This window comes from Bradyrhizobium sp. NBAIM18 (genome assembly GCF_020193825.1).
GTDB lineage: Bacteria > Pseudomonadota > Alphaproteobacteria > Rhizobiales > Xanthobacteraceae > Bradyrhizobium > Bradyrhizobium yuanmingense.
Window position 1 is genome coordinate 71047 of sequence record NZ_JADYVO010000004.1, and the last position, 19515, is coordinate 90561.

At 63.8% G+C, this 19515-nt stretch carries 22 protein-coding genes and 1 tRNA gene; 12 read left to right on the forward strand and 11 right to left on the reverse strand.

Annotated features, from left to right (window positions below; all coding sequences use genetic code 11):
* The first annotated feature begins 158 nt into the window (after positions 1 to 158).
* Positions 159 to 443 carry a hypothetical protein gene (locus I6F17_RS10640; RefSeq protein ID WP_225131212.1) on the forward strand — a complete coding sequence of 95 codons (285 nt, stop codon included), beginning with the start codon at positions 159 to 161 and terminating at the stop codon, positions 441 to 443.
* 302 nt (positions 444 to 745) lie between these two features.
* Positions 746 to 1708, forward strand: a complete 963-nt coding sequence (locus tag I6F17_RS10645; RefSeq protein ID WP_036041430.1) for an AraC family transcriptional regulator — start codon at positions 746 to 748, stop codon at positions 1706 to 1708.
* Between the two features lie 73 nt (positions 1709 to 1781).
* On the opposite strand, the gene I6F17_RS10650 is transcribed toward I6F17_RS10645, so the two are convergent.
* The 3 genes from I6F17_RS10650 to I6F17_RS10660 form a co-directional block, all read right to left on the reverse strand.
* Positions 1782 to 1858 (reverse strand) — tRNA-Arg (locus I6F17_RS10650).
* A gap of 148 nt (positions 1859 to 2006) precedes the next feature.
* Positions 2007 to 2528 (reverse strand): hypothetical protein, encoded by a 522-nt coding sequence (locus tag I6F17_RS10655; protein ID WP_225131211.1) that lies wholly within the window; start codon positions 2526 to 2528, stop codon positions 2007 to 2009.
* Between the two features lie 161 nt (positions 2529 to 2689).
* Positions 2690 to 3262: a hypothetical protein gene (locus I6F17_RS10660; protein ID WP_225131209.1), complete on the reverse strand. Its 573-nt coding sequence runs from the start codon at positions 3260 to 3262 to the stop codon at positions 2690 to 2692.
* Between the two features lie 181 nt (positions 3263 to 3443).
* Between I6F17_RS10660 and I6F17_RS10665 the strand changes: the two genes are divergently transcribed.
* Positions 3444 to 3830: a VOC family protein gene (locus tag I6F17_RS10665; protein ID WP_036011159.1), complete on the forward strand. Its 387-nt coding sequence runs from the start codon at positions 3444 to 3446 to the stop codon at positions 3828 to 3830.
* Positions 3831 to 3889: 59 nt separating this feature from the next.
* Here I6F17_RS10665 and I6F17_RS10670 read toward each other — a convergent pair whose 3' ends face one another.
* Positions 3890 to 4387: a hypothetical protein gene (locus I6F17_RS10670; RefSeq protein WP_225131207.1), complete on the reverse strand. Its 498-nt coding sequence runs from the start codon at positions 4385 to 4387 to the stop codon at positions 3890 to 3892.
* A 256-nt stretch (positions 4388 to 4643) separates the two neighbouring features.
* Between I6F17_RS10670 and I6F17_RS10675 the strand changes: the two genes are divergently transcribed.
* The gene (locus I6F17_RS10675; RefSeq protein ID WP_036011154.1) at positions 4644 to 4997 is read left to right on the forward strand and encodes a GrlR family regulatory protein; all 354 of its coding nucleotides are present in this window, start codon (positions 4644 to 4646) and stop codon (positions 4995 to 4997) included.
* On the opposite strand, the gene I6F17_RS10680 is transcribed toward I6F17_RS10675, so the two are convergent.
* From I6F17_RS10680 to I6F17_RS10710, 7 genes are all read right to left on the reverse strand, one after another.
* A complete protein-coding gene (locus tag I6F17_RS10680; protein WP_036041433.1) occupies positions 4998 to 7685 on the reverse strand; it encodes a PAS domain S-box protein in 2688 nt (895 codons plus the stop codon).
* Positions 7686 to 7871: 186 nt separating this feature from the next.
* Positions 7872 to 8687: an NUDIX hydrolase gene (locus tag I6F17_RS10685; RefSeq protein WP_225131205.1), complete on the reverse strand. Its 816-nt coding sequence runs from the start codon at positions 8685 to 8687 to the stop codon at positions 7872 to 7874.
* A gap of 4 nt (positions 8688 to 8691) precedes the next feature.
* Positions 8692 to 9645 carry a dihydrodipicolinate synthase family protein gene (locus I6F17_RS10690; protein WP_036027535.1) on the reverse strand — a complete coding sequence of 318 codons (954 nt, stop codon included), beginning with the start codon at positions 9643 to 9645 and terminating at the stop codon, positions 8692 to 8694.
* 125 nt (positions 9646 to 9770) lie between these two features.
* The gene (locus tag I6F17_RS10695; RefSeq protein ID WP_057029663.1) at positions 9771 to 10649 is read right to left on the reverse strand and encodes an SDR family oxidoreductase; all 879 of its coding nucleotides are present in this window, start codon (positions 10647 to 10649) and stop codon (positions 9771 to 9773) included.
* 175 nt (positions 10650 to 10824) lie between these two features.
* A complete protein-coding gene (locus I6F17_RS10700) occupies positions 10825 to 11685 on the reverse strand; it encodes a MaoC family dehydratase (protein ID WP_036011141.1) in 861 nt (286 codons plus the stop codon).
* A 197-nt stretch (positions 11686 to 11882) separates the two neighbouring features.
* The gene (locus tag I6F17_RS10705; RefSeq protein ID WP_036011139.1) at positions 11883 to 12272 is read right to left on the reverse strand and encodes an OB-fold domain-containing protein; all 390 of its coding nucleotides are present in this window, start codon (positions 12270 to 12272) and stop codon (positions 11883 to 11885) included.
* A complete protein-coding gene (locus I6F17_RS10710) occupies positions 12272 to 13429 on the reverse strand; it encodes a thiolase domain-containing protein (RefSeq protein ID WP_036011137.1) in 1158 nt (385 codons plus the stop codon). The genes I6F17_RS10705 and I6F17_RS10710 overlap by 1 nt, the downstream gene beginning before the upstream one ends.
* Before the next feature lie 650 nt (positions 13430 to 14079).
* Here I6F17_RS10710 and I6F17_RS10715 point away from each other — a divergent pair.
* The 8 genes from I6F17_RS10715 (at position 14080) to I6F17_RS10750 (ending at position 19466) form a co-directional block, all read left to right on the forward strand.
* Positions 14080 to 15348, forward strand: coding sequence for a site-specific integrase (locus I6F17_RS10715; protein ID WP_225131204.1), 1269 nt, complete (start codon positions 14080 to 14082; stop codon positions 15346 to 15348).
* Between the two features lie 217 nt (positions 15349 to 15565).
* A complete protein-coding gene (locus I6F17_RS10720; RefSeq protein ID WP_225131203.1) occupies positions 15566 to 15880 on the forward strand; it encodes a hypothetical protein in 315 nt (104 codons plus the stop codon).
* A gap of 389 nt (positions 15881 to 16269) precedes the next feature.
* On the forward strand, positions 16270 to 17205 hold the full coding sequence (locus I6F17_RS10725; RefSeq protein ID WP_225131202.1) for a helix-turn-helix domain-containing protein: 936 nt from the start codon (positions 16270 to 16272) through the stop codon (positions 17203 to 17205).
* A gap of 131 nt (positions 17206 to 17336) precedes the next feature.
* Positions 17337 to 18020, forward strand: coding sequence for a hypothetical protein (locus I6F17_RS10730; RefSeq protein WP_225131201.1), 684 nt, complete (start codon positions 17337 to 17339; stop codon positions 18018 to 18020).
* On the forward strand, positions 18001 to 18291 hold the full coding sequence (locus I6F17_RS10735; protein WP_225131200.1) for a hypothetical protein: 291 nt from the start codon (positions 18001 to 18003) through the stop codon (positions 18289 to 18291). The genes I6F17_RS10730 and I6F17_RS10735 overlap by 20 nt, the downstream gene beginning before the upstream one ends.
* Positions 18288 to 18572 carry a hypothetical protein gene (locus I6F17_RS10740; RefSeq protein ID WP_225131199.1) on the forward strand — a complete coding sequence of 95 codons (285 nt, stop codon included), beginning with the start codon at positions 18288 to 18290 and terminating at the stop codon, positions 18570 to 18572. Before I6F17_RS10735 ends, I6F17_RS10740 begins: the two co-directional genes overlap by 4 nt.
* 52 nt (positions 18573 to 18624) lie before the next feature.
* On the forward strand, positions 18625 to 19164 hold the full coding sequence (locus tag I6F17_RS10745; protein ID WP_225131198.1) for a hypothetical protein: 540 nt from the start codon (positions 18625 to 18627) through the stop codon (positions 19162 to 19164).
* Positions 19161 to 19466: a hypothetical protein gene (locus tag I6F17_RS10750; RefSeq protein ID WP_225131197.1), complete on the forward strand. Its 306-nt coding sequence runs from the start codon at positions 19161 to 19163 to the stop codon at positions 19464 to 19466. Before I6F17_RS10745 ends, I6F17_RS10750 begins: the two co-directional genes overlap by 4 nt.
* Positions 19467 to 19515 lie beyond the last annotated feature (49 nt).

The following is a 19515-nucleotide window of genomic DNA, read 5'->3' on the forward strand; positions in this document are numbered from 1 at the left end:
AGTCACGACACGGCCTGCCCGGCCTACGGCCCGCTGCCGAGCCGTGACGTAAGGGTCAGCTCGCCGAAGGTTTGTTCATCTGTATTACATTTCGGTTCGGCCACAATTTGATCAGAACAACCTCGATATCCTGCATCGCGTAAGCGGAGAAAGACATCATGAACCTCACGACTGGCCGATTGGCCGCGTTCCTGTTCGGCGCTCTCGTTGCATCGTCGACGGCATCCGCCATGCCCATCGCGCCTGCACCTGCGACACCGCAGGTCTCCGGCGTCGAGCAGGTCCGCATGGTCTGCGACGCCTGGGGACGGTGCTGGTGGCGGCCGAACTATTATGGCTACTCCTACAGGCCGCGGCCATATTATTACGGCCCGCGGTACTATGGGCCGCCGCGCTACTACGGGCCGCGCCATTATGGGTACTACGGCTATCGCCGCTGGTGACGTTTGAAGGGGCCTTCGGGCCCCTTCTTTTGCGAGATCATGTCTTGCGCAGTGGATCACTGGCCCGAAGCCGTTCATGTTTGATCTAGATCAAAGATGAGATCAGCCGAAAAGGTCACTTATGACGATTTAACCGATCGTGTTTCGGTGCCGTCAACATGAAGGTGCAGAGCGTCGGATCTCATGACATGATGTCCGCAATACTACGGCCCTGAAATTCGGTTTACTGAAACTCGATGCTTCGCCATTGATGATGCAGCGACGTTCATTTGATTGTCTCATTTCAGCGGCCCGCCAGAATCATGTTGTTCGACGACCTCGCTCCTTCCTCTGCGCTTCAACTGATCGGCTTCTCCGATGTCGATGCGTTTCGGCCGATTGAGACGATGGAGGATGCGAGGAGCATTCCGCTCGACATCCCGAACTTCGCGGCGGCCCGAGCCATCGTCTCCCTGCCGGCGTGCCGCATCATCGTAATGAGATCGTTCGCGCGGATCCTAGATACCGCCTATCGCATGCCGGGCGGGATGGTGATCCTGTCGATGAGCGACGATCTTCAGGTCAACTTCAAAGGTGTGGATCTCGACGCCCGCTTCTTCGCTGCCCTCCACGGCAACGATGAGTGCCATTTCGTCGAGCCCCGGACCAATCATCACGCCATGATCATCTTCTCCCCCGAGCTGAGAGACCGGGGCTGGTTCGACCGCGCCGACCATTTGCGCGCCCATGTCGCGAACCGGCCCGCCCTGCTCCACACCCGACAGCTCCTGCTCGATATCCTGCGCACCGCGTCAGTGCAGCCAGGCCTGTTCGAGACGACCGAGGTTGCGGCCCATCTGCAGGAAGGCCTGCTGCTCGCGCTCGACGATTTGTTTCGAATCGATTCGACGTCGGATCGGAGCACCTCGGTCCACAGCGAGCGGGCGATCAAGCTCGTGCAGCGCATCGACGACTACGTCGCTACCTATCCGACCGCGCCGATCTATACAGCCGATCTCGCCCGCGAGTTCGACGTCTCGATCCGTACCCTCGGCGGCGCCGTCAGCAAGGTGCGGGGCATGAGCCTGCACCAGTACATTCGCCTGAAGAGGCTGTGGGCGACCCGCGCCCGCCTCCTCAAGGGCGGCGTCACGGTGGCCACCTGCGCACGTGCCCAGGGCTTCCATCATCTTGGCGAATTTGCCGCAGCCTACCGCGCGATCTTCCACGAGGCGCCCTCCGACACTCTGGCACGCGGCCGGCAAAGCGGTGTCCCGGCAGGCTGATGGACGCCGCAGGCCCTCGCGGCGGTGACCCGGCATCCTCGCCGCTTTAGAACATATATGGAACAAAGAGGACTGGCGCGCTCGGAAGGATTCGAACCTCCGACCCTCGGAATCGAAATCCGATGCTCTATCCAGCTGAGCTACGAGCGCCCTGGCCCGAGTAGCGGGCCACCGAGATCCGCCGGCCGGCACTGGCGAGGAGCCAGTACACCCGACGGCGGTCGGATTGGTTCGAATTAGCAGAGAGGCCGGCCAATAAAAAGCCCTTCCCAGCTCGATTAGGCAGCCGAAGGCGCTGTTACCAGGTCGTGTTGAAGAGGCCGAAATGCGGCTGCTGAGCGACCTGCATCATGGGGCGGCCCGGCTGATGCGCCGGTTGCGTCCTGACGATCTTACGCTTGGGCTGAGCCTGGACAGGAGACGCTTGGGCCTGGAACGTCTGGGGCTGGCCCGCGTCGGACTTCCTGGCTGCGGCGGTCCCGGCCCTCGGCTCTGGCGTGAACTGGGCGAAGGTCTCGCGCACCCGCGTCTTGGCCGACATCTCGGCCAAAGCCGGCGACAGGCTCTCTTGTACCGGTGGCTGGGGAGCCGCAACTGCGGCGGTTTGAACACCGGGTGCGACAATCGTCGGCTGGCTGGTGTCGAGGACGACGCGCTCAGGCAGATGACGATCGGACCGGATTCGGATCAGCGGCTGGTCGTTGCCTGCAGTCGCGACCACGTGCGCTACGGGCGACGGCGCCGGGAAAACCACGTTCGCCGCGAGCAGCAGTGTGAGCAAAGCTCCACCGACAAAGATGAAATACCTAAAGATGGGCATTGGCCGCGCTCCGCCCCCCGCATCCCCGCGTGGGCTCTGCTCGCCTCAACAGGCGATCTTCCAATTGGTTCCTGGCCCAGCCGTTCGGTTCAAATGGTGATGCATAGTTTTCGGCCAAGGACCGCAGAAGGTAACTTTTCAGCTACCGGGACAAGTCGCCTTCAAGCACGGCGTGCTGCAATCGGGGAACATTTTGCCTGATCGGCATTCACGTTAACGAAGCCGATTGGGATACGCACGAAGGTCTTGCGGCTCTTCATGCTGACCGGATCCGCCAGCACGCGGCTGCGGTCGGTCAGATGACTTCCATCGCGCCGCGTGAAGGCGCAGACGATCTCGACATCCTTTACGGCATAGTCGTTGTCGTTTCGCAGCGTGAACGTCACCAGGGCTTTGGAGCCGAGGCCGCCGCGACGCCAGGTCTGTGATGAAATCCTGAGACGACCAAGTTCTGCTGTCGCCGGCACCTGAGCTTCGGATACTGGCGAGGCTATTTTGGACGCATCGCCGGAGGGAGGCGCTTCAACAGCCGCCAGCTCAGGCCTCACCGGCTCAGCACTGTTGCCCTTGGAGAGAGGTAGCAGCATCCAAATGCCGCAACCGGCGATGATTGCCGCCAGCAGCCATAGAAGGCTTCGGCCAAATGAGACGCTCGCAATCGTCACCGCCCGCGCCAGTCGTTCGCCGGTGCCGGCCAAGCGCCCCAATCCGAGTCGGTCGAGCCTCGCATTCATGGTTGCACACCGATCGCGACCGCAGCACCATCGAAGATGGATTTAGTCACAGCTTACGTTAATTCGGGCGACGAACTAAGGTTCCCCCAACGTCATGCGAGTCGGCAACGGCGGTGGTGGCCACCGGCGATACTGCTAGCATGCGCCATAGCATCGAAAAGACCCGTTGGGAGATTATGAAATGCCGTTCGCCGTCGCTTGGGATCACGTCCATCTGCGCAGCCCCGATCCGGAGGCCACCGCGGCCTGGCTGCAGGACATCCTTGGTGGCGAGATCGTGCGCGCGCCGGGACGAATCGACGTGAACCTCGGCGGAGCCAGGATCTTCATCGCGCCACTCGAGGGCGACAGCGCCGTCAGCCCGCCACCTCCGCACCCGCATCAGGGCCTCGACCATTTCGGCTTGACGGTGAAGGACATCGACGCGGTCGCCGCCGAGATCAAGGCCAAGGGCGTCACGTTCACGCGCGAGCCGACGACCATTCGTCCCGGCGTACGCATCTGCTTCATCCGCGGGCCCGAAGGCATCTCGATCGAGCTGCTCGAGCGCGACAAGAAATATACCTGACGCGACGGGGCGCCCCGCCGTCCAGGCATCCGAGCCGGCGACGACGTCACGCCCGAAGGCTAAGTCATGCTACCGGGCATAAAGCAGCGGATGGTGACACCCATGTAGCCGTAGATCGGCCAGACCATGGTGCGTCCCACCCGGTTCGGCTCCGAGATCACGGCCTCCGCGGGCACGTCGACCCAGACGAGCTCCTGCTGCTGGCCATCGAGCGCAAAGCCATAGCGCGGGACGCGAACGCGATAATGCCCGTCCTTGCTGTCCCAGTCGGAGTCCGAGAGCGCCGAACCGTCGGCATCGGAGCAGCAAGGCCCCTTGCCGCTGCGCAGACTGTCGAACCAGGCCTTCAATTCGGGATTGGTGTTGACAAACTGCCCGCGGTCACGCGCGTGCCCCGAGGAGGCTGCGAGCGCGATCAAAGCCAAGGCGGGCGCCAGCCTCGTCAGGTTTGCCCGGCGTATCGCATTGCCAATCCGCCGTTGTTCGCTTTTGCAATTCGTGGGACGCGCACTGCACAGACGCGGCTCATTGCCGCCGGAATCGATCCAGTTGGTCACGTTCGTCTTGCTCCAGCACCCCGCGGCCAGTGCAACAATGGTTATGCATTTCGCGGGCCAACTCTGATTCGCAACGTCGGGCCTCGCCTCACCATCAGAGCGTCACGACGGTGTCATGGATAAGCCGGAACAACTACGGCTCGCAGGCCGCCGCGACCGGCCCGGCAAACTGCCTCGTTGCGCGCACGGATGGGCTTTGGCATAAAAGCGGGACCGGTTGCGCCATTGGGCGATGGCGGCCGGCCCACGGGACGTTATGAAAAACGGCCTCTATTCAATTCACGTCACCTTGCTCGATGGTCGAGTCGGCAAGGGCAGCGGCGTGATTCTCTTCCGCGACGGCAAGATTCTCGGCGGCGATGCCTACCTGTATTACACCGGCAGCTACACGGTGAAGGACAACAACAGCTTCAAGGGCGAGGTGTTGGTGCAACGGCACACCTCGCCTCGAGGCGATGACAATCCGCTGTTCGGCGGCCCTGCCCCGGTCGGCATCGGCGTCACCGGCACGTTCACGGACACGCGCGGACAGATGACCGGCACCGCGCTGGTCGGCAAGGCCAGCCAGATCTTCGGCGCGACGCTGCACAAGCTTGCAGACGTCGATTAGCTATTCCGCGGCCTGTTCGAGCGGCGCCACACGCGGCAGGATCATCTGGATGCGCGTACCGCCACCCGGTTCGGAATCGAGATCGAGCCGGCCACCGAGCCGGTTGGTGACGATGCTGTAGACGATGTGCAGCCCGAGGCCGGTGCCGCCTTGGTCGCGCCGCGTGGTGAAGAACGGATCGAAGGCGCGGCGACGGACGTCGAGCGACATGCCGCAGCCATTGTCGGAGAAGATGATCTCGACGTTGTCCTTGCCGGACTCGCGCACCTGAATCTCGATCGTCCCGGGCCGGCCGTCCGGGAAGGCGTGCGCCACCGAGTTCAGAAACAGATTGGTCAGCACCTGGCCGTACGGGCCGGGATAGCTGTTCATGGTCAGGTCCGGCTGACACTCGACGTTGAGCGTCAGATTGTGCTTACGCAGGCCCGGCCGCAGGCTCATCACCACCTGCTCGGTGAGGTCGCCGAGATCGAAAGTACGCTGATCCGAATAGTTGCGGTCGGCGGCGACCTGCTTGAACGACTGGATCAGCTCGGCGGCGCGGTTGAGATTGGAGACGAGCTGTGAGGACGCATCGCGGCTGGTGCTGAGGAAGTCGTTGAGCGTGGAGCGGCGCAGCTCGCCGCGCTCGACTTCGGCGGTGAACATGGCGGTCTTGCGCTCCAGCGCGGAGGCGACGGTGAGGCTGATGCCGACGGGATTGTTGACCTCGTGGGCGACGCCGGCGACGAGGCGCCCGAGCGCGGCCAGCTTCTCGGCCTCGATCAGGGAGGCCTGGGTCTCGCGGAGATTGCGCAGCGCGGTTTCGGCGGCTTCCTTGGCCTTGCGCATCTCCTGCTCGCCCCGCTTGCGCTCGCCGATATCGAGCGCAACGGTCACGATCCGCTCGATCTCGCCCTCGGCGTCGAGCAACGGCAACTTGTTGACCAGCCATTGCCGCATGTTGCCGGAGGCGTCCTGATACTCCTCCTCGTAGAAACCGAGACCTTTTCGAAGCTTGAGCACCCGCTTGTCGCTCTCGTCGGACTTGGATGCGCCGTAGCGCGACATCAGGTCGGCCGTGGTGCGGCCGAGCGCCTCGCCGGGCTCGATGCCGAAGATGCCGGCCATGTAGCGGTTCATCAGCACGTAGCGTAGATTGCGATCCTTGACGTTGATCACCGCCGGCACGGTGTCGATGACCTGCTGGAGCAGGCGCCGGCCTTCGGCGATGGCTTCCTCCGCCCGCTTCTGGTCGGTGATGTCGCGCAGCGTGCCCTCGTAGCGGATGATGTTGCCCGCTTCGTCCCGCACGCCCGTGGCGCTGTCGGAGAGCCAGAGGATGTCGCCGCTGCGCTGGCGCACCTGATACTCGAACTCGCGCACCATGCCGTCGCGCGCCATCAACCGCTGGTATTCGGCGCGCGCCTCGGGGTGGACGTAGATCGTGTGGGCGATATCGCTGATGCTGTCGATCAGCTGCTGCGGGCTGTCATAGCCCATCATGCGCGCCAGCGCGGGATTGGCGTTGAGGAGGTCACCGGCCGGCGTCGTCACGTAGATGCCGTCGATGGAGCCTTCGAACAGTTTTCGATAGCTCTCCTCGGCGAGCCGCTGCTCGGTGAGCGCGCGCACCGCCGCCTCGCGCGCGGTGTCGGCCTCCTCCAGCGCGCGGCGAAACACTTCGGCCGCCCGCGCAATGTCGCCGATCTCATTGCCGAGGTCGGCGGACGGAATTGAGACATCTTTCCGGCCGGCGGCAAGCGCGCGAATGGATCGCGCGATCTGGGCGAGCGGACGCACCGTCCTGCGAACCACGAACCAGGCAGCGCCGATGCCGATCAGCACGCCGACCGTGCCGAGCACGATGCTCTGCCATCGCGCCTCGGTCAGCGTGCGGGCAAAATCGCGCGACAGCACGTGGCCGCGTCGGGAGCTGACCTCGCGCAGCAATTCGGTGACGCGGCCGATCAGCCGTCCTTCCGTTCCCAGCACCTCGCGATCGATGTCGGCGATCTGCCGCTCGCGGACGGCGACGGCCATGATCGCCTCGGCATAGTCGTTCACCGCCGACTTCAGCTTGGCATCGGCAATATCGAGCCCCCGCATTCCCTGTGCAGCCTGCTCGGCTGCGGACGGGTTGCGCGCGAGCAGCCCGATCGCGATCCGGCCCTGTGCCTCGGACAGGCGGGACGCCAGCTCGCGGTCCGCGGTGCCTTCGACCGCTGCGTCGAATTGTTCGCGCAGCGGCGGCAGTCCGGCGAGCAGCTGGGCGCGGCGGTCGATCAGGGTGGAGATCCGCTCCAGGCCTGTGCGATAAGTCGCGAGCCGTTCGCTGACCCCGTCGATCATGTCCTGCTGTTCGGGCGCGAGCTCGATGCGGGTCTTCTTCAGGATGTCGCTGAGCGTCGAGGCCGCCTCGCCGACCTGCTGGAACTGGATGCCGGCACCGGGATCTGTGACGAAGTCGCGCGCGGCAAGACGCAGTTCGTTCATGCGGCGATCGATGTCCTCGGCGAGGTCGCCGACGCTCTGCAGCCGCTGCAGCTCGGCGAATGTCGTGTCGATGTGCCGGATCGCGATCACGCTCGCAGTCGAGGTGACAATGATCACCGCCAGCACCAACAGGAAGCTACCGAAGGTGAGCTGGCCGATGGAGAGCGAGAAGGTTCGCCTTTTCTCAGGGGGCGGCGTCAATTCGGCGGACATTGGTGGTTGAGGACCGGACTGCTGGAGGTCCAATATACGACGTATTGCTGCCCGGGGGGAACATGCCTCGGGACACAGAATATCGTTAATATCAGGACCTGGCGCCCGCTTCAGCTTTACGACAGTTTGACGCTGCCTGCCCTGCGGGCCGGGATTCGTCGATACTTCGCTACTCGTCGAAATGTACTAGCCGACGGCCCCGACCTCGAACACCTCGCCGTCATAGCCGGCCTCGCTGGGGATGCGGAGCTGGCGGCCGGTTTCGGTCTTGGTCATCACCGGCATCACCGTGACGATCGAGAGGCCACGGGCGTGCTCCAGCGCCGCACTCACGCTTCCCTGCTTGGCGAGGCGGATCAGGTTGCGTGTGGTCGGGAACGGCAGCTTGAAACGGCCGCTCTCCCCGCCCTCCACCGCCTCGCGCGGCGACACCCAGATCGAATCGGTGGATTCCCGTCCGTCATGGGCACCGAGCTGGTCGGGCGGTGCGGCGGCCAGGAAGAACCAGGTGTCGAACCGCTTCGGCATGCCCTCCGGCGTGATCCAGTGCGCGTAAGGCACCAGCGTGTCGAGCGCGAGCTGGAGGCCGTTGTCGTCGAGGATCTTCAGAAAGCTGATCTTGTGCTCGTTGAGGGCGACGCGATAGGCGTCGGCGATCTCGCCGGCGCGCTTGGCATCGATTGGCGCGCCTGTGTCCTTGGACCGCGCGAGCAGGATGCCGCTTTCTTCAAAGGTCTCGCGAATCGCGGCGATCCGAAAGCCGCGATCCGCTTCGCTCAAGCCTTCGCCGCCCGAATAGAGGTCGGCGCGGGCCACGATCTCGTTGTCGCCGGCATCGACGCTGCCACCGGGAAACACCAGCGCGCCCGAGTTGAACTCGATCTGATGATGGCGGACCATCATGAAGACTTCGATCTCGCCGCGGCTCTCGCCGTCGGCCCTCGCGCCGTCGCGCAGCAGGAGGATCGTCGAGGCCGGGCGTGATGCTGATGTCTCGGCCATGCAACTAGCCTGCGGCGCTGGATTGCGGGCCGAGATTGGCGCGCTTGTCGAAACGGGCGACCCGCGACAAGAGATAGTCGACCTCGGCCTTCGCCGTTGCCGTCATCGTCGCACCAGGCTTGCGCTGCGCGCTGGAGGCGATGATGCCGCGCTTCTGCAGCACGTATTTGCGCACGGTGAGGCCGACGCCGGGCTGTTGCTCGTAGCGGATCAGCGGCAGATGCGCGTCGAAGATGTCATGTGCCGCGTCGCGCTTGCCGGCCTTGGAGAGGTTCACGACGTCGATCAGGAGCTCCGGGAAGGCATAGCCGGTCATGGCGCCGTCGGCGCCGCGCTCCATCTCGAAGTCCAGGAAGGTGCCGCCATTGCCGCAGAGGATCGAGAGCGGACGGAGCGAGCCGTCCTTCTGGAAGCCGCGTAGTGTCGAGATCTTCTCCAGGCCCGGCCAGTCCTCGTGCTTGAGCATCACGCAGTTCGGATTGTCCATGACGATCTTGCGGATCACGGCGGGGGTGAACACCACCTGCAAGGTCAGCGGATAGTCCTGCAGCACCCAGGGCACATCAGGGCCGATGGCTTCCGCCGCCTGCTTGAAATAGCCGATGATCTGGTCGTCGGTGCGAAGCGAGGGCGGCGGCGCGATCATGACGCCGGCCGCGCCCGCATCCATCGAAGCCTTGGCCAGCGAACGCATGGTGGCAAAGCCCGGCGCGGAGACGCCGACGATCACCTGCATCTTCTTGGCGCGCTTGACGTAGCGCACCGCGACCTGCTCGGCCTCGACGGCATCAAGCTTGGGGGCTTCACCGAGAATGCCCAGCACCGTGACGCCGTCGCAGCCGACCTCCTCGTAGAAATCGGTCAGGCGGTCGATCGAGCGCTCGTCGATCCGGCCGTCGTCGTGGAACGGCGTCGGCGCGATTGCGAAGGTGCCCTTGGCGTCGGCGGTGAGTTTCATCGGTCCTCGTCTTTCTCTAATCTGTCATTCCGGGGCACGACGCAGTCGCGAGCCCGGAATCCATAACCATGATCCGGAGTATGGATCCCGGGCTCACGCTTCGCGTGCCCCGGGATGACGGCCTTCTAAAACCGCCGTGCCCCCATCTTGATCTGCTCCTCGGAGAAGAAGATCTCCTTGGCATGATCGACAATGTCCTGGGCGTTCCAGCCCGAGTGCGGCGGCTTCCAGCCTTCCATTTCCATCATCCGCATCTCGCGCACGCCGCGGGGCCCGGACACGCCCAGCACCTTGCCGGTCTGGTCGCCCGACAAATCGCTGACCATGTATAGCACGGCCGGCGCAATGCCGTCCGGCCCGAGCGCGGCGCCGGGGTTCTCCTTATAGCGGGGCAGGTCTGCGGTCATGCGGGTCAGGGCACCCGGGGCCAGCGTCCAGATCCGGATGTTGTACTTGCGGCCCTCGATCGCGAGCACGTTGGACAGGCCCCAGATGCCGCCCTTCGCGGCGCCGTAGTTGGTCTGGCCGAAATTGCCGATCAGCCCTGATGTCGAGGAGGTGTTGACGATGACGCCGCCGCCGTTTTCCCGCATCCAGCGAAACACCGGCATGGTGCAACAAAAGGTGCCCTTCAGATGGACCTTGATGACCTTGTCCCAGTCGGCCTCGCTGGCCTTGTGAAAGGTCTGGTCGCGCAAAATGCCGGCATTGTTGACCAGGATGTCGGCGCGGCCAAAGTGCTTGATGGCGTCGTCGAACACCGATTGGCCGCCCTCCATGGTGGAGATGTCGGCGCCGTTGGCGACCGCCTTGCCGCCCTGGGCCCTGATCGCGTCCACGACCTGCTGCGCCATGGACTTGTCGGCGCCGGAGCCGTCGCGGGGACCGCCGAGATCGTTGACCACGACCGAGGCCCCTTCCCGCGCGAACAGCTTTGCGTAGGCCTCACCGAGCCCGCCGCCCGCGCCGGTGATCAGCGCGACCTTGCCGTCGAGTAGTCCCATGGTGGCGTCTCCCTGTTTGTTTTTCTTCCACCTCTCCCCGCTTGCGGGGAGAGGTCGATCGCGTAGCGATCGGGTGAGGGGGTACAGGTCTCAATACCGTCCCGACTCGTGGTGAGAGCCCCTCACCCGACCCTCTCCCCGCAAGCGGGGCGAGGGAGTGAAACGCCGGTGCCCACTAACCCAGCACCGTCTTGCCGTTCTTGATCACCGTCACCCCGCGCGACTTCACCTTGGCTTCGAACGAGATCACGTTGCCGTCCTTCCAGAGGTCCATGGTCACGGTCTCGCCGGGATAGACCGGCGAGGAGAACCGCGCGACGTGCTGACGGAAGGCGCTCGCATCGTAGTCGGCATAGGTCTGGAGCACGCCGCGGCAGGTGATGCCGTAGGTGCACATGCCGTGCAGGATCGGACGCGGGAAGCCGGCTTTCTTGGCGAACTCGGGATCGGAGTGCAGCGGGTTGCGGTCGCCGCAGAGGCGATAGACCAGCGCCTGGTCGGGGCGCGTGGTGATGTCGATGGTCTTGTCCGGCTCGCGCGATGGGATCTTGTGCGGATCGGGCTGGGTCAGGTTCGGCCCGCCGAAGCCGCCATCGCCGCGGGCAAAGCGCGAGGCGACCAGCGTTGCCAGCTTCTCGCCCTTCTCGTTCTTCAGCACGGTCTGGTGAACGATGACCACGCCCTTGTCCTTGCCCTTGTCGTAGACTTCGAGCACCGAGGAGTCGGCGGTGATGTTGGCGGCGACCGGCAGCGGCTGGTGGAAGGTGATGTCCCGTTCGCCGTCGACCACCATGACGCGGTTGAGATTCATCTCGCCCGGGCCCGAGCCCCAGGCCGCGACTGAAGCAAAGGTCGGCACCACCTTCAGCGGCCGCGGCGTGAACGTGCCCTCGTTGACGAAGGCGAGCTCGTTCTCGTCCATGGGATCTGCGCCGAGGCCGATGCCGTAGGCGTAGAGCATCACCTCGCGATCGGTGTAGGCGTATTTCTGGCCGAGATTTTTCAGGCCTTTGAGCTCTTCGTATCTGGCGGACATTCTTCTGGTTTCTCCCGGGATTTCACCGGCGCTTACTGATGCGCCCTCTCCCCTTGCGGGAGAGGGCTCCGAGGTGCCGGCCACATACGCGTTTGGGTGAGGGGTTGCTTCCACATTGAAGATTCTCTCCGTGGAGAGAACCCCTCATCCGGCGCTTCGCGCCACCTTCCCCCGCAAGGGGGGAAGGAAGAAAGCAATCAAGCCACCGTGAAGAACGGCAGCGGGGCGCCGTCGGTCGGCTTGAACACCACCTTCACCTTCTGACCGATCTTGAGCTTCTCCAGATCGCAGTCGACGAAATTGGTCTGCACCGATGGCCCCTCCTTCAGCGTGACGTAGCCGATGGCGTAAGGACCGGTCGGCGATTTCCGCATCAAGCTGTAGGTGTAGATCGTGCCCTCGCCCGAGGCCTGCTCCCACACCGTCTTGTCGGAGTAGCAGAACGGGCAGATCGAGCGCGGGAAGTAATGCGCTTCGCCGCAGGCGGTGCAGCGCTTGATCATGAACTTGCCCTCTTTCGCGGCGTCCCAGAACGCTGATGTCTCGGGATTCGTCACCGGGGCCGGATACTTTTTCACTTCGCTCATCACACGCGCTCCAGAATGGCGGTCGAGGCGGCGTGGCGGACGCCGAGGAGGCCGCCGGTGCCGTGGGCGATGGCGAGATCGCAATTCTTGACCTGCACCTTCGGATGCGCCTCGCCGCGCAGCTGCCTGACGGCCTCGAGGATCTTGGTCATGCCGCCGCGGTTGACGGGGTGGTTGCTGCAGAGGCCGCCACCATCGGTGTTGAACGGCAGCTTGCCGACGCCCGAGATCAGGTTGCCGTCGGCGACGAACTTGCCGCCCTCGCCCTTCTTGCAGAAACCGAGGTCTTCGAGCTGCATCAGCACGGTGATGGTGAAGCTGTCATAGATCGAGGCGTATTTGATGTCCTTCGGCGTGATGCCGGCTTCCTCGAACGCACGCGGACCGGACCAGACGCCGGCGGAGTAAGTGAGGTCGAGATCCTTGCCGCCGCGCGGGCCCTTCATCGCCTCGCCATGGCCGATCAGGCGCACCAGCGGCTTCTTCAGGCTCTTGGCAATCTCCGGCGTCGTCACGATCAGCGCGCCGCCGCCGTCGGAGACGACGCAGCAATCCATGCGATGCAGGGGATCGGAGATCATCGGCGAGTTCAGGACGTCCTCGACAGTGACGACGTCCTTGAGCATCGCATGTGGATTGTACTGCGCGTGATGCGAGGCCGCGACCTTGATCCAGGCGAGCTGCTCGGAGGTGGTGCCATAGTCGTGCATGTGGCGCATGGCACACATGCCATAGGCATTGTGCGTGGTCGCCCCGTAAGCGGTTTCGAAATCGACCTCGGCGCCGGAAGCGCGCGGCGGCATCGCGCCGGTGCGCGGCTTGCCGGCGAGCGTCACGAGCGCGATCGAGCATTTGCCCGCGGCGATCGCCTCGGCGGCATGGCCGAGATGGATGATGTAGGAGCAGCCACCGGTCTCGGTGGAATCAATGTGGCGAAGCTTCTTGGTGTTCAGGCCGAGATAATCGACCATCGGCCAGGCGCCGCCGGGCGCGTCGCCCGCACAGAAATAGCCGTCGATATCATCCTTGCTGATCCCGGCATCCTCGATCGCGCCCTTAGCGACCTCGGCGTGGAGCTGGGCGGTGGATTTGTCCGGCGCATGCCGGGTCGGGTGTTCGTAGATCCCGGCAATGTAGGCCTTGCCCTTGATGGTCAAAACTTCAGTCTCCGCTCGCGTCTCGTTCGTGGCTCTTTTTTTGGCTCTTTTTTCTGAACCGCACCGGGCTGATTGGCAAGCGCGGAAATATTCCGCCCCGCGAGAGGGTAGCGGATTGGCGCAAGGGGGAGCACATCCGAAAATCCGCCCCAGATAGCAAGCGAACCTGCCCGCCGCGTCGTCATTGCGAGGAGCCCTTGCGACGAAGCAATCCAGAGCCCCCTCCATTGAGGAATTCTGGATTGCTTCGCTACGCTCGCAATGACGGAGTTTGTTGCCACTGATGGCGCTGCTTCAACTCAAGACTCGCTCGCAGACACACGCTCGCATCCTCGCGGCACATCTCGCCCGAGTTTTGCTCCCGTCTTGCTCCCTCCGAAGACAGAGGGCGCAGGGAAGACCGGGTGCCGGCTGGGCACCCACGGTCCGCTGTGCGCGAATTGCGCGAAAAACAGATGCACAGCGGCATACAGGTGAAGCCCAACATCCGGCCTTCCCTGCGCAGGGGAATTTCTTTTCCGTTTTCGCTTTATGGCGCTTGATAGCAATCGAGCTAAGTCCTTCCCGCTCTTGCCGATTACCCGCCTCGACCGTATAGCGCCCTGACAGCACTTCACACGCTGGAAGTGACAGAACAAGGGACAGACGACATGGCACGCAAGCCCCGCACGGCGCGTAAGGTTCGACACGGCAAGCTCGACACCCCGACCGCAAGGCTTGCCCTCGCGGTGCGCGGCAAGCCCTACAACGGCCCCGCGCTCGCACGCGGCGTGCTGCTGCTCTATCGCCGCAACAAGGGCAACGGGACGTGGGTGCTAAAGGCCAGCCATGGCCACGGCAAATACTGGACCAAGGCAATCGCCGATGCGGACGACTTTGATCCGAGCAATGGCAAGACCATCCTGACATTCTTCGAGGTGCAGGACGTCGCCAAGAAGCTGGCGCTCGGCGAGGACGGCGGCGCCGACACCGCGCCCGTCACCGTCGAGGCCGCACTGACGGCCTACAGGCGCGACCTGATCGCGCGCAATGCCAACCCCTACAATGCCGAATGGCCGCGCGTTCATCTGACCGCGTCGCTGCTGTCCAAGCCGGTGCCGTTGCTCGGGGCCAGCGAGCTGCGCAAGTGGCGCGACAGCCTGCTCGACGTCATGGCACCGAGCACCGTCAACCGGCTCTGCCGCTGCCTGTGCGCAGCGCTGGAGCAGGCCGCGCAGCAGGACAGCAAGCGCATCACCAACCGCGAGCAATGGACCATCGGCCTCGCCGGGCTGCCCGATGCGCAGGAGGTGCGCAACGTGATCTTGACCGACGACAAGGTGCGCGCCTTCGTGGTCGAGGCCTACGCGCGCGATCTGCAACTCGGCTTGCTGATGGACACGCTCGCCGTGACCGGGGCGCGGCCCAGCCAACCCGTGCGGCTGCGCGTCGAGGACCTCCACGACCACCCGGTGCGGCCGAAGCTGATGATGCCGAAGTCCGCGAAGGGCGGCGGGCGCAATCGTTCAAAGAAAAAAGCCGAGCGCTATAGCGTGCCAATCACGCTGCAACTGGCGGCCCGGCTGAAGGACGCTGCGAAGGGCCGCGCCGACGATGCGCCCTTGCTGTTGCAGAGCGACGGCACCCCGTGGGGCGACAATCCGGGACAGACCTATCACCGGCAGGTCGATCACATCGTCACCGCCATCGGTCTCGACCCCGCTGAAGTCACCGCCTATGCGCTCAGGCACAGCAGCATCGTAAGGATGCTGTTGAAGAACGTGCCGATCAGGCTGGTCGCATCGCTGCACAACACCAGCGTCGCCATGATCGAGCGGAATTATTCGAAGTACATCACCGAGCACAGCGACGACATTTCGCGCGTCGCGTTGCTGCAACACGAGCCGCCTAGCGGCGGCAATGTCGTGGCGATGCGGTGACGACTGGCTTTTAGCAATCAACCCACACGCGCAAAAACAGACGGGAATCGAATGCAGTGCTTTGAAAATTTTTTTCGAGCACGCAAACAGCAATTTTCTCCAGCTTTCTAAGGGGCGAACTGGCTTAAAGCCATACAACTGGCTTTTGGTCAGTTGCGCCTTTGCCTCTCCTGCATACTGTTGACGCTTGATAGCAAATCATCCGGGAGAGCGAACCATGGCCCGACGCGGAATGATAGAACGACCGGCTGCCAAGCTGGTCGTCGATAGGACGCCCGCTCCTGATTTCAACGGGACCGACAACGAACCGGCCCGTCTCGCGCTCAGCATCCTCGAATTCTGCGCGGCGCTCGGCATCTCCGAGGATTTCTTTTACAAGCTGAAGCGCCAAGGCAAAGCGCCGAGGCTGATGAAGGTAGGCTCGCGAACGATGATCTCGGTGCAGGCCGCGAATGAGTGGCTAATCGCGCGCGAGGCGGACGCTGCGGCCGCGACTAAGAAGATCGCAGACACTAGGGCGGCGTCTGTCTGAATTAAACTGGCCCAGTTTCTCTCTCGGGCCAGTTTCCTGAATCCACTGGCGGGCAAGCCGAAGATCAACAGCGGACCTTGGCGACAGAGATCGATCAGGCCACGCGGTATCGCTTCAAAACAGCAGCGCTATTACAGCGGCTTTTTGTCGAGCGCTACGCATGCGGACTTGCCCGTCATGATCATCAACACCGCACGCGAATCCAAAGTGTCCCCGGCTTTCAAAGCTCGGGCATTGAGAGCGTGCGACTGTGAGCGAGCCGAGACCCAAACACGCGACCGCCCCGGCAAGGGGGCTAGAGCCGGGGCGGCGCATCACTCTCTGTCGCTGATCGTCATCTGTGCCTTGGCTGGCGGAGGTGACGGTAGCGCGAAGCCGAGAGGCACGCAATGCCGGATACCGAAGCCAAGCAGCCCCGCACCTTCCTAGAGCGCGACGACTGGATGCGTGCCGTCCTTGCCTCCGATCTGCCGCACGTCGCTGTACGGGTCGCGCTGGCCATCGGCGCCCATCTTCATGTGAAGTCCGGCCGCTGCGATCCATCCATCGACGACATCAAAGCCTCCAGCAACATCCCGAAGCGTTCCGTCTATCGTCAGATCGCGCTGCTGGAGCAAGCAGGCCGGATCACGCTTCAGCGCGGCGGCCGAGGACCGGGCCAGCGCAATCAGTACGTCCTGTCTTACCCTGTCAGTGGTGACACCCTTAAGGGTGCCAAAGCTGTGGCAGGGTTAGACCCCGCTTACCCTGTCACCAGTGACACCCTCAAGGGTGCCAAAAAGGGCACTTTAGGGTGCCATACGGTGGCAGCACATAAAGAGCGACAAGCGAAGAAAGAGAGAGAGGGAAGATATATATCTCAGCCCTCCGATGTTGCTTCGCGTGATGCTGGTCAGGACACGCGAGCGCCGGATCGAAAACCGCGCACACCAAAAGCCAGCGATAGTCCTGACAATGTAAGCACTATCGACCTCGACGCCGCCTTCGCCGAGTTCTGGGCCATCTATCCGCTGAAGGTCGGCAAGCTCGACGCCGAGAAGGCCTACCTCGCCAAAGCCAAGGCCGGGACGCCCACCGCCGTCATGAACGCTGGGGCCGCGCGCTACGCTGCCGAGCGCTCCGGGCAGGACCCGAAGTTCACCAAGCACCCCGCGAAGTGGATCAAGGGCGAGTGCTGGAACGACGAACCGCCGAGCACGGGTGCGGTCACCATCGACAACAGCGGCACCGGCAACGTCGTCGCCGAAGCTCATCAGGAGCAGAGCGCCGATGACTATCTGACGCAGCTCATCGGCCCTCATAGCAAAAACTGGTACGGCACATGACCGCGCTGATCAAATATCCCGGCAGCGCCGTCGCGCTCCGTGAACTCCAGAAGCAGGGCCACGCGCTGATCGGCGCCACGATGCGTGGAGTCGCCTCGCCGCTTGAAGTTGCTGGCCGCTGCCGCGACGAGATGCGCGACACGCTGCGGCTCGTTCACAACAGCAATCTGCATCGTGCCAACTTGCCGAATGCCAAACTCAATCACGACCGGATGCTAAAACGCGCCGTGGTCGTCGAGGCGGCGCACACGGCGCTGTGGTCAGTGGCTCATCCGCACATGATCGCGACGCCCGTCGTCACAGCTCAGATCGCATACACGATGCTGTCGGTGCTGCTTCGCTCCGTCGGCAAAGTGAAGAACGTGGAGACCGAAGCGCTGCTCGCGTCTTGCATCGAGATGTTCGATCCCGTCAGCGACGTCGTTGGGAAGGCGACCGGCCTATGGTCGTCGATCTCGAAGCATCCCGTGATCCTCGCGCTGGCCGTCAGGAAGCTGATCAACACGACCGCCTTCACATCGGCCGCCGAGCTGCGCAGCGCGATGCAGGAAGCCAGAAATTCGATCCTGTATCTCGACGCCGATCTGCAACGCTGGCTGGAGCTGCTGCGCAAATGCGACCGCTGCGTCTTCGCGCATGATCGCCTCGCGTGGGAGGCAGCTTACGCGCGCGTCGGAGCCGACGTGGCGCGCGTGATGCAGGACTCCGACGAAGAAGGTTACGAGGATGACGACGGTGAGGACGTGCCGCCGTCGCCGCGCTGGGCGGCATTGCAAGCGATGATTGAGGCCCGCGATGAACCGTCACCCGGTTGATCAGCTCGCCGACGTCCGCGCCGAGATCAAGCTGCTCCGCGAGCGCGAGGAGCAACTGCGCGCGGAGATACTTCGGACGGGCGACATGATCGGGGACGAGAACGAGGCGCTGCTCACCGAGATGGCGACGGAGCGCGTCGATCTGGAGCTGATGAAGCAGGAGCTGGGAATGATCACCGTGCGCCCGTACTTGCGCAAGAAGATGGTGGCCCGGCTACAGATCAAGCCGGTGACCGGCGCGCGCAAGCAACAAAGCGGGAAGACGCCATGAGCTATGATCCGGTATTCGAGCAGCGAGTCTACAGCGCCATCGGCGCCGCGATCAGGCAGGCGTCGATGATCGGCGACGACGTCGCGGCGGTGCGGGTCGCCGAAACCACGCGAGCGCTGATGCGCGCGCTCGGCATGACGATAGCGATGGCCCCGGAGAGTGCCGACGAGGCCACCGTCACCCGCTTGCAGGATGATCTCGCCGACCAGATCGAACGCGCCCGGCGCAATCCGAAGCTCGCCGAGTTCGTGCGGCGCACGCGAACGATGGGGCGGGCTTGACATCAACCGCGCCGGTCCGGATGGCCGGTAGCACGTAAGGGAGCAACGAACCATGATCGACTGGCCAACACGGGAGGAATTTTTGAGTCGCCGCCAAGGTCCTTACGTGGATCGCATGGATGGCCTCGATTACAGCCGACGCTTGGCAAGCTACGCCAGTTGGGCCGAGATTACGACGTTGTACGGCGCGCTTCGCGAGCGCTATCGCCTGCTCGGTCGCGAGCTAAAGCAGATCAAGGCCGCGCTCGGACCACTGGCGCAGCAGCCCGGAGAAACTCTGATCCCGTGGCATTGCAGGGTCTTGGCGATGTCGGCGAGCGAACAAGATCGCGTTCAGGAATTGTGGACGTGCCAACATCGTCGGCAGGACATCAATCAGCTTTTGCGAGACATGGATGATGGCATCGTCCCGACGCGCGGTCGCAAGAGCAGCGTTGTCGACATCGGCGAGAAGCTGCCGCTGCTGGACACGATCCAAGAGCGCTACCGGGCAGCCTACCAAGCCGCTCTCGAAAAGCGCTGGGCCGAGATCGATGAGGCGGACTGGCAGCGTGAGCTGAAACGCCGAGCGAGAATCGAGACCGCCGCTTGATGCTCCATCGCCCACCTTCGCGCCCGCCGTCGTCGCGACAGAAGCGGCAGCGGCGGCGCGAGCAGAACCGGCTGGCGCAGGCCCGCCGTCGCGCCCGCGAGCGGAAGCATCAGAAGCTCTACAACGTTCACGCCGACGAAGTCGTGCTCGACGCCGTAATCGCGCACAGCATCGACGCCGGGCTGTCCGTCGATGCCGCCGAGCGCGATGCTCGCAACCGCAAGAAGGTTAGCGCCGACCTGTCCGAGATCATCAGACAGTGGGCGCGCAACTACCTGAGAGAACGCAAACGTCAGCAGTGACGTTCACCCGGTCGGAGCCGGTGTAGTCTCCCGGCTATGACCGAGATGT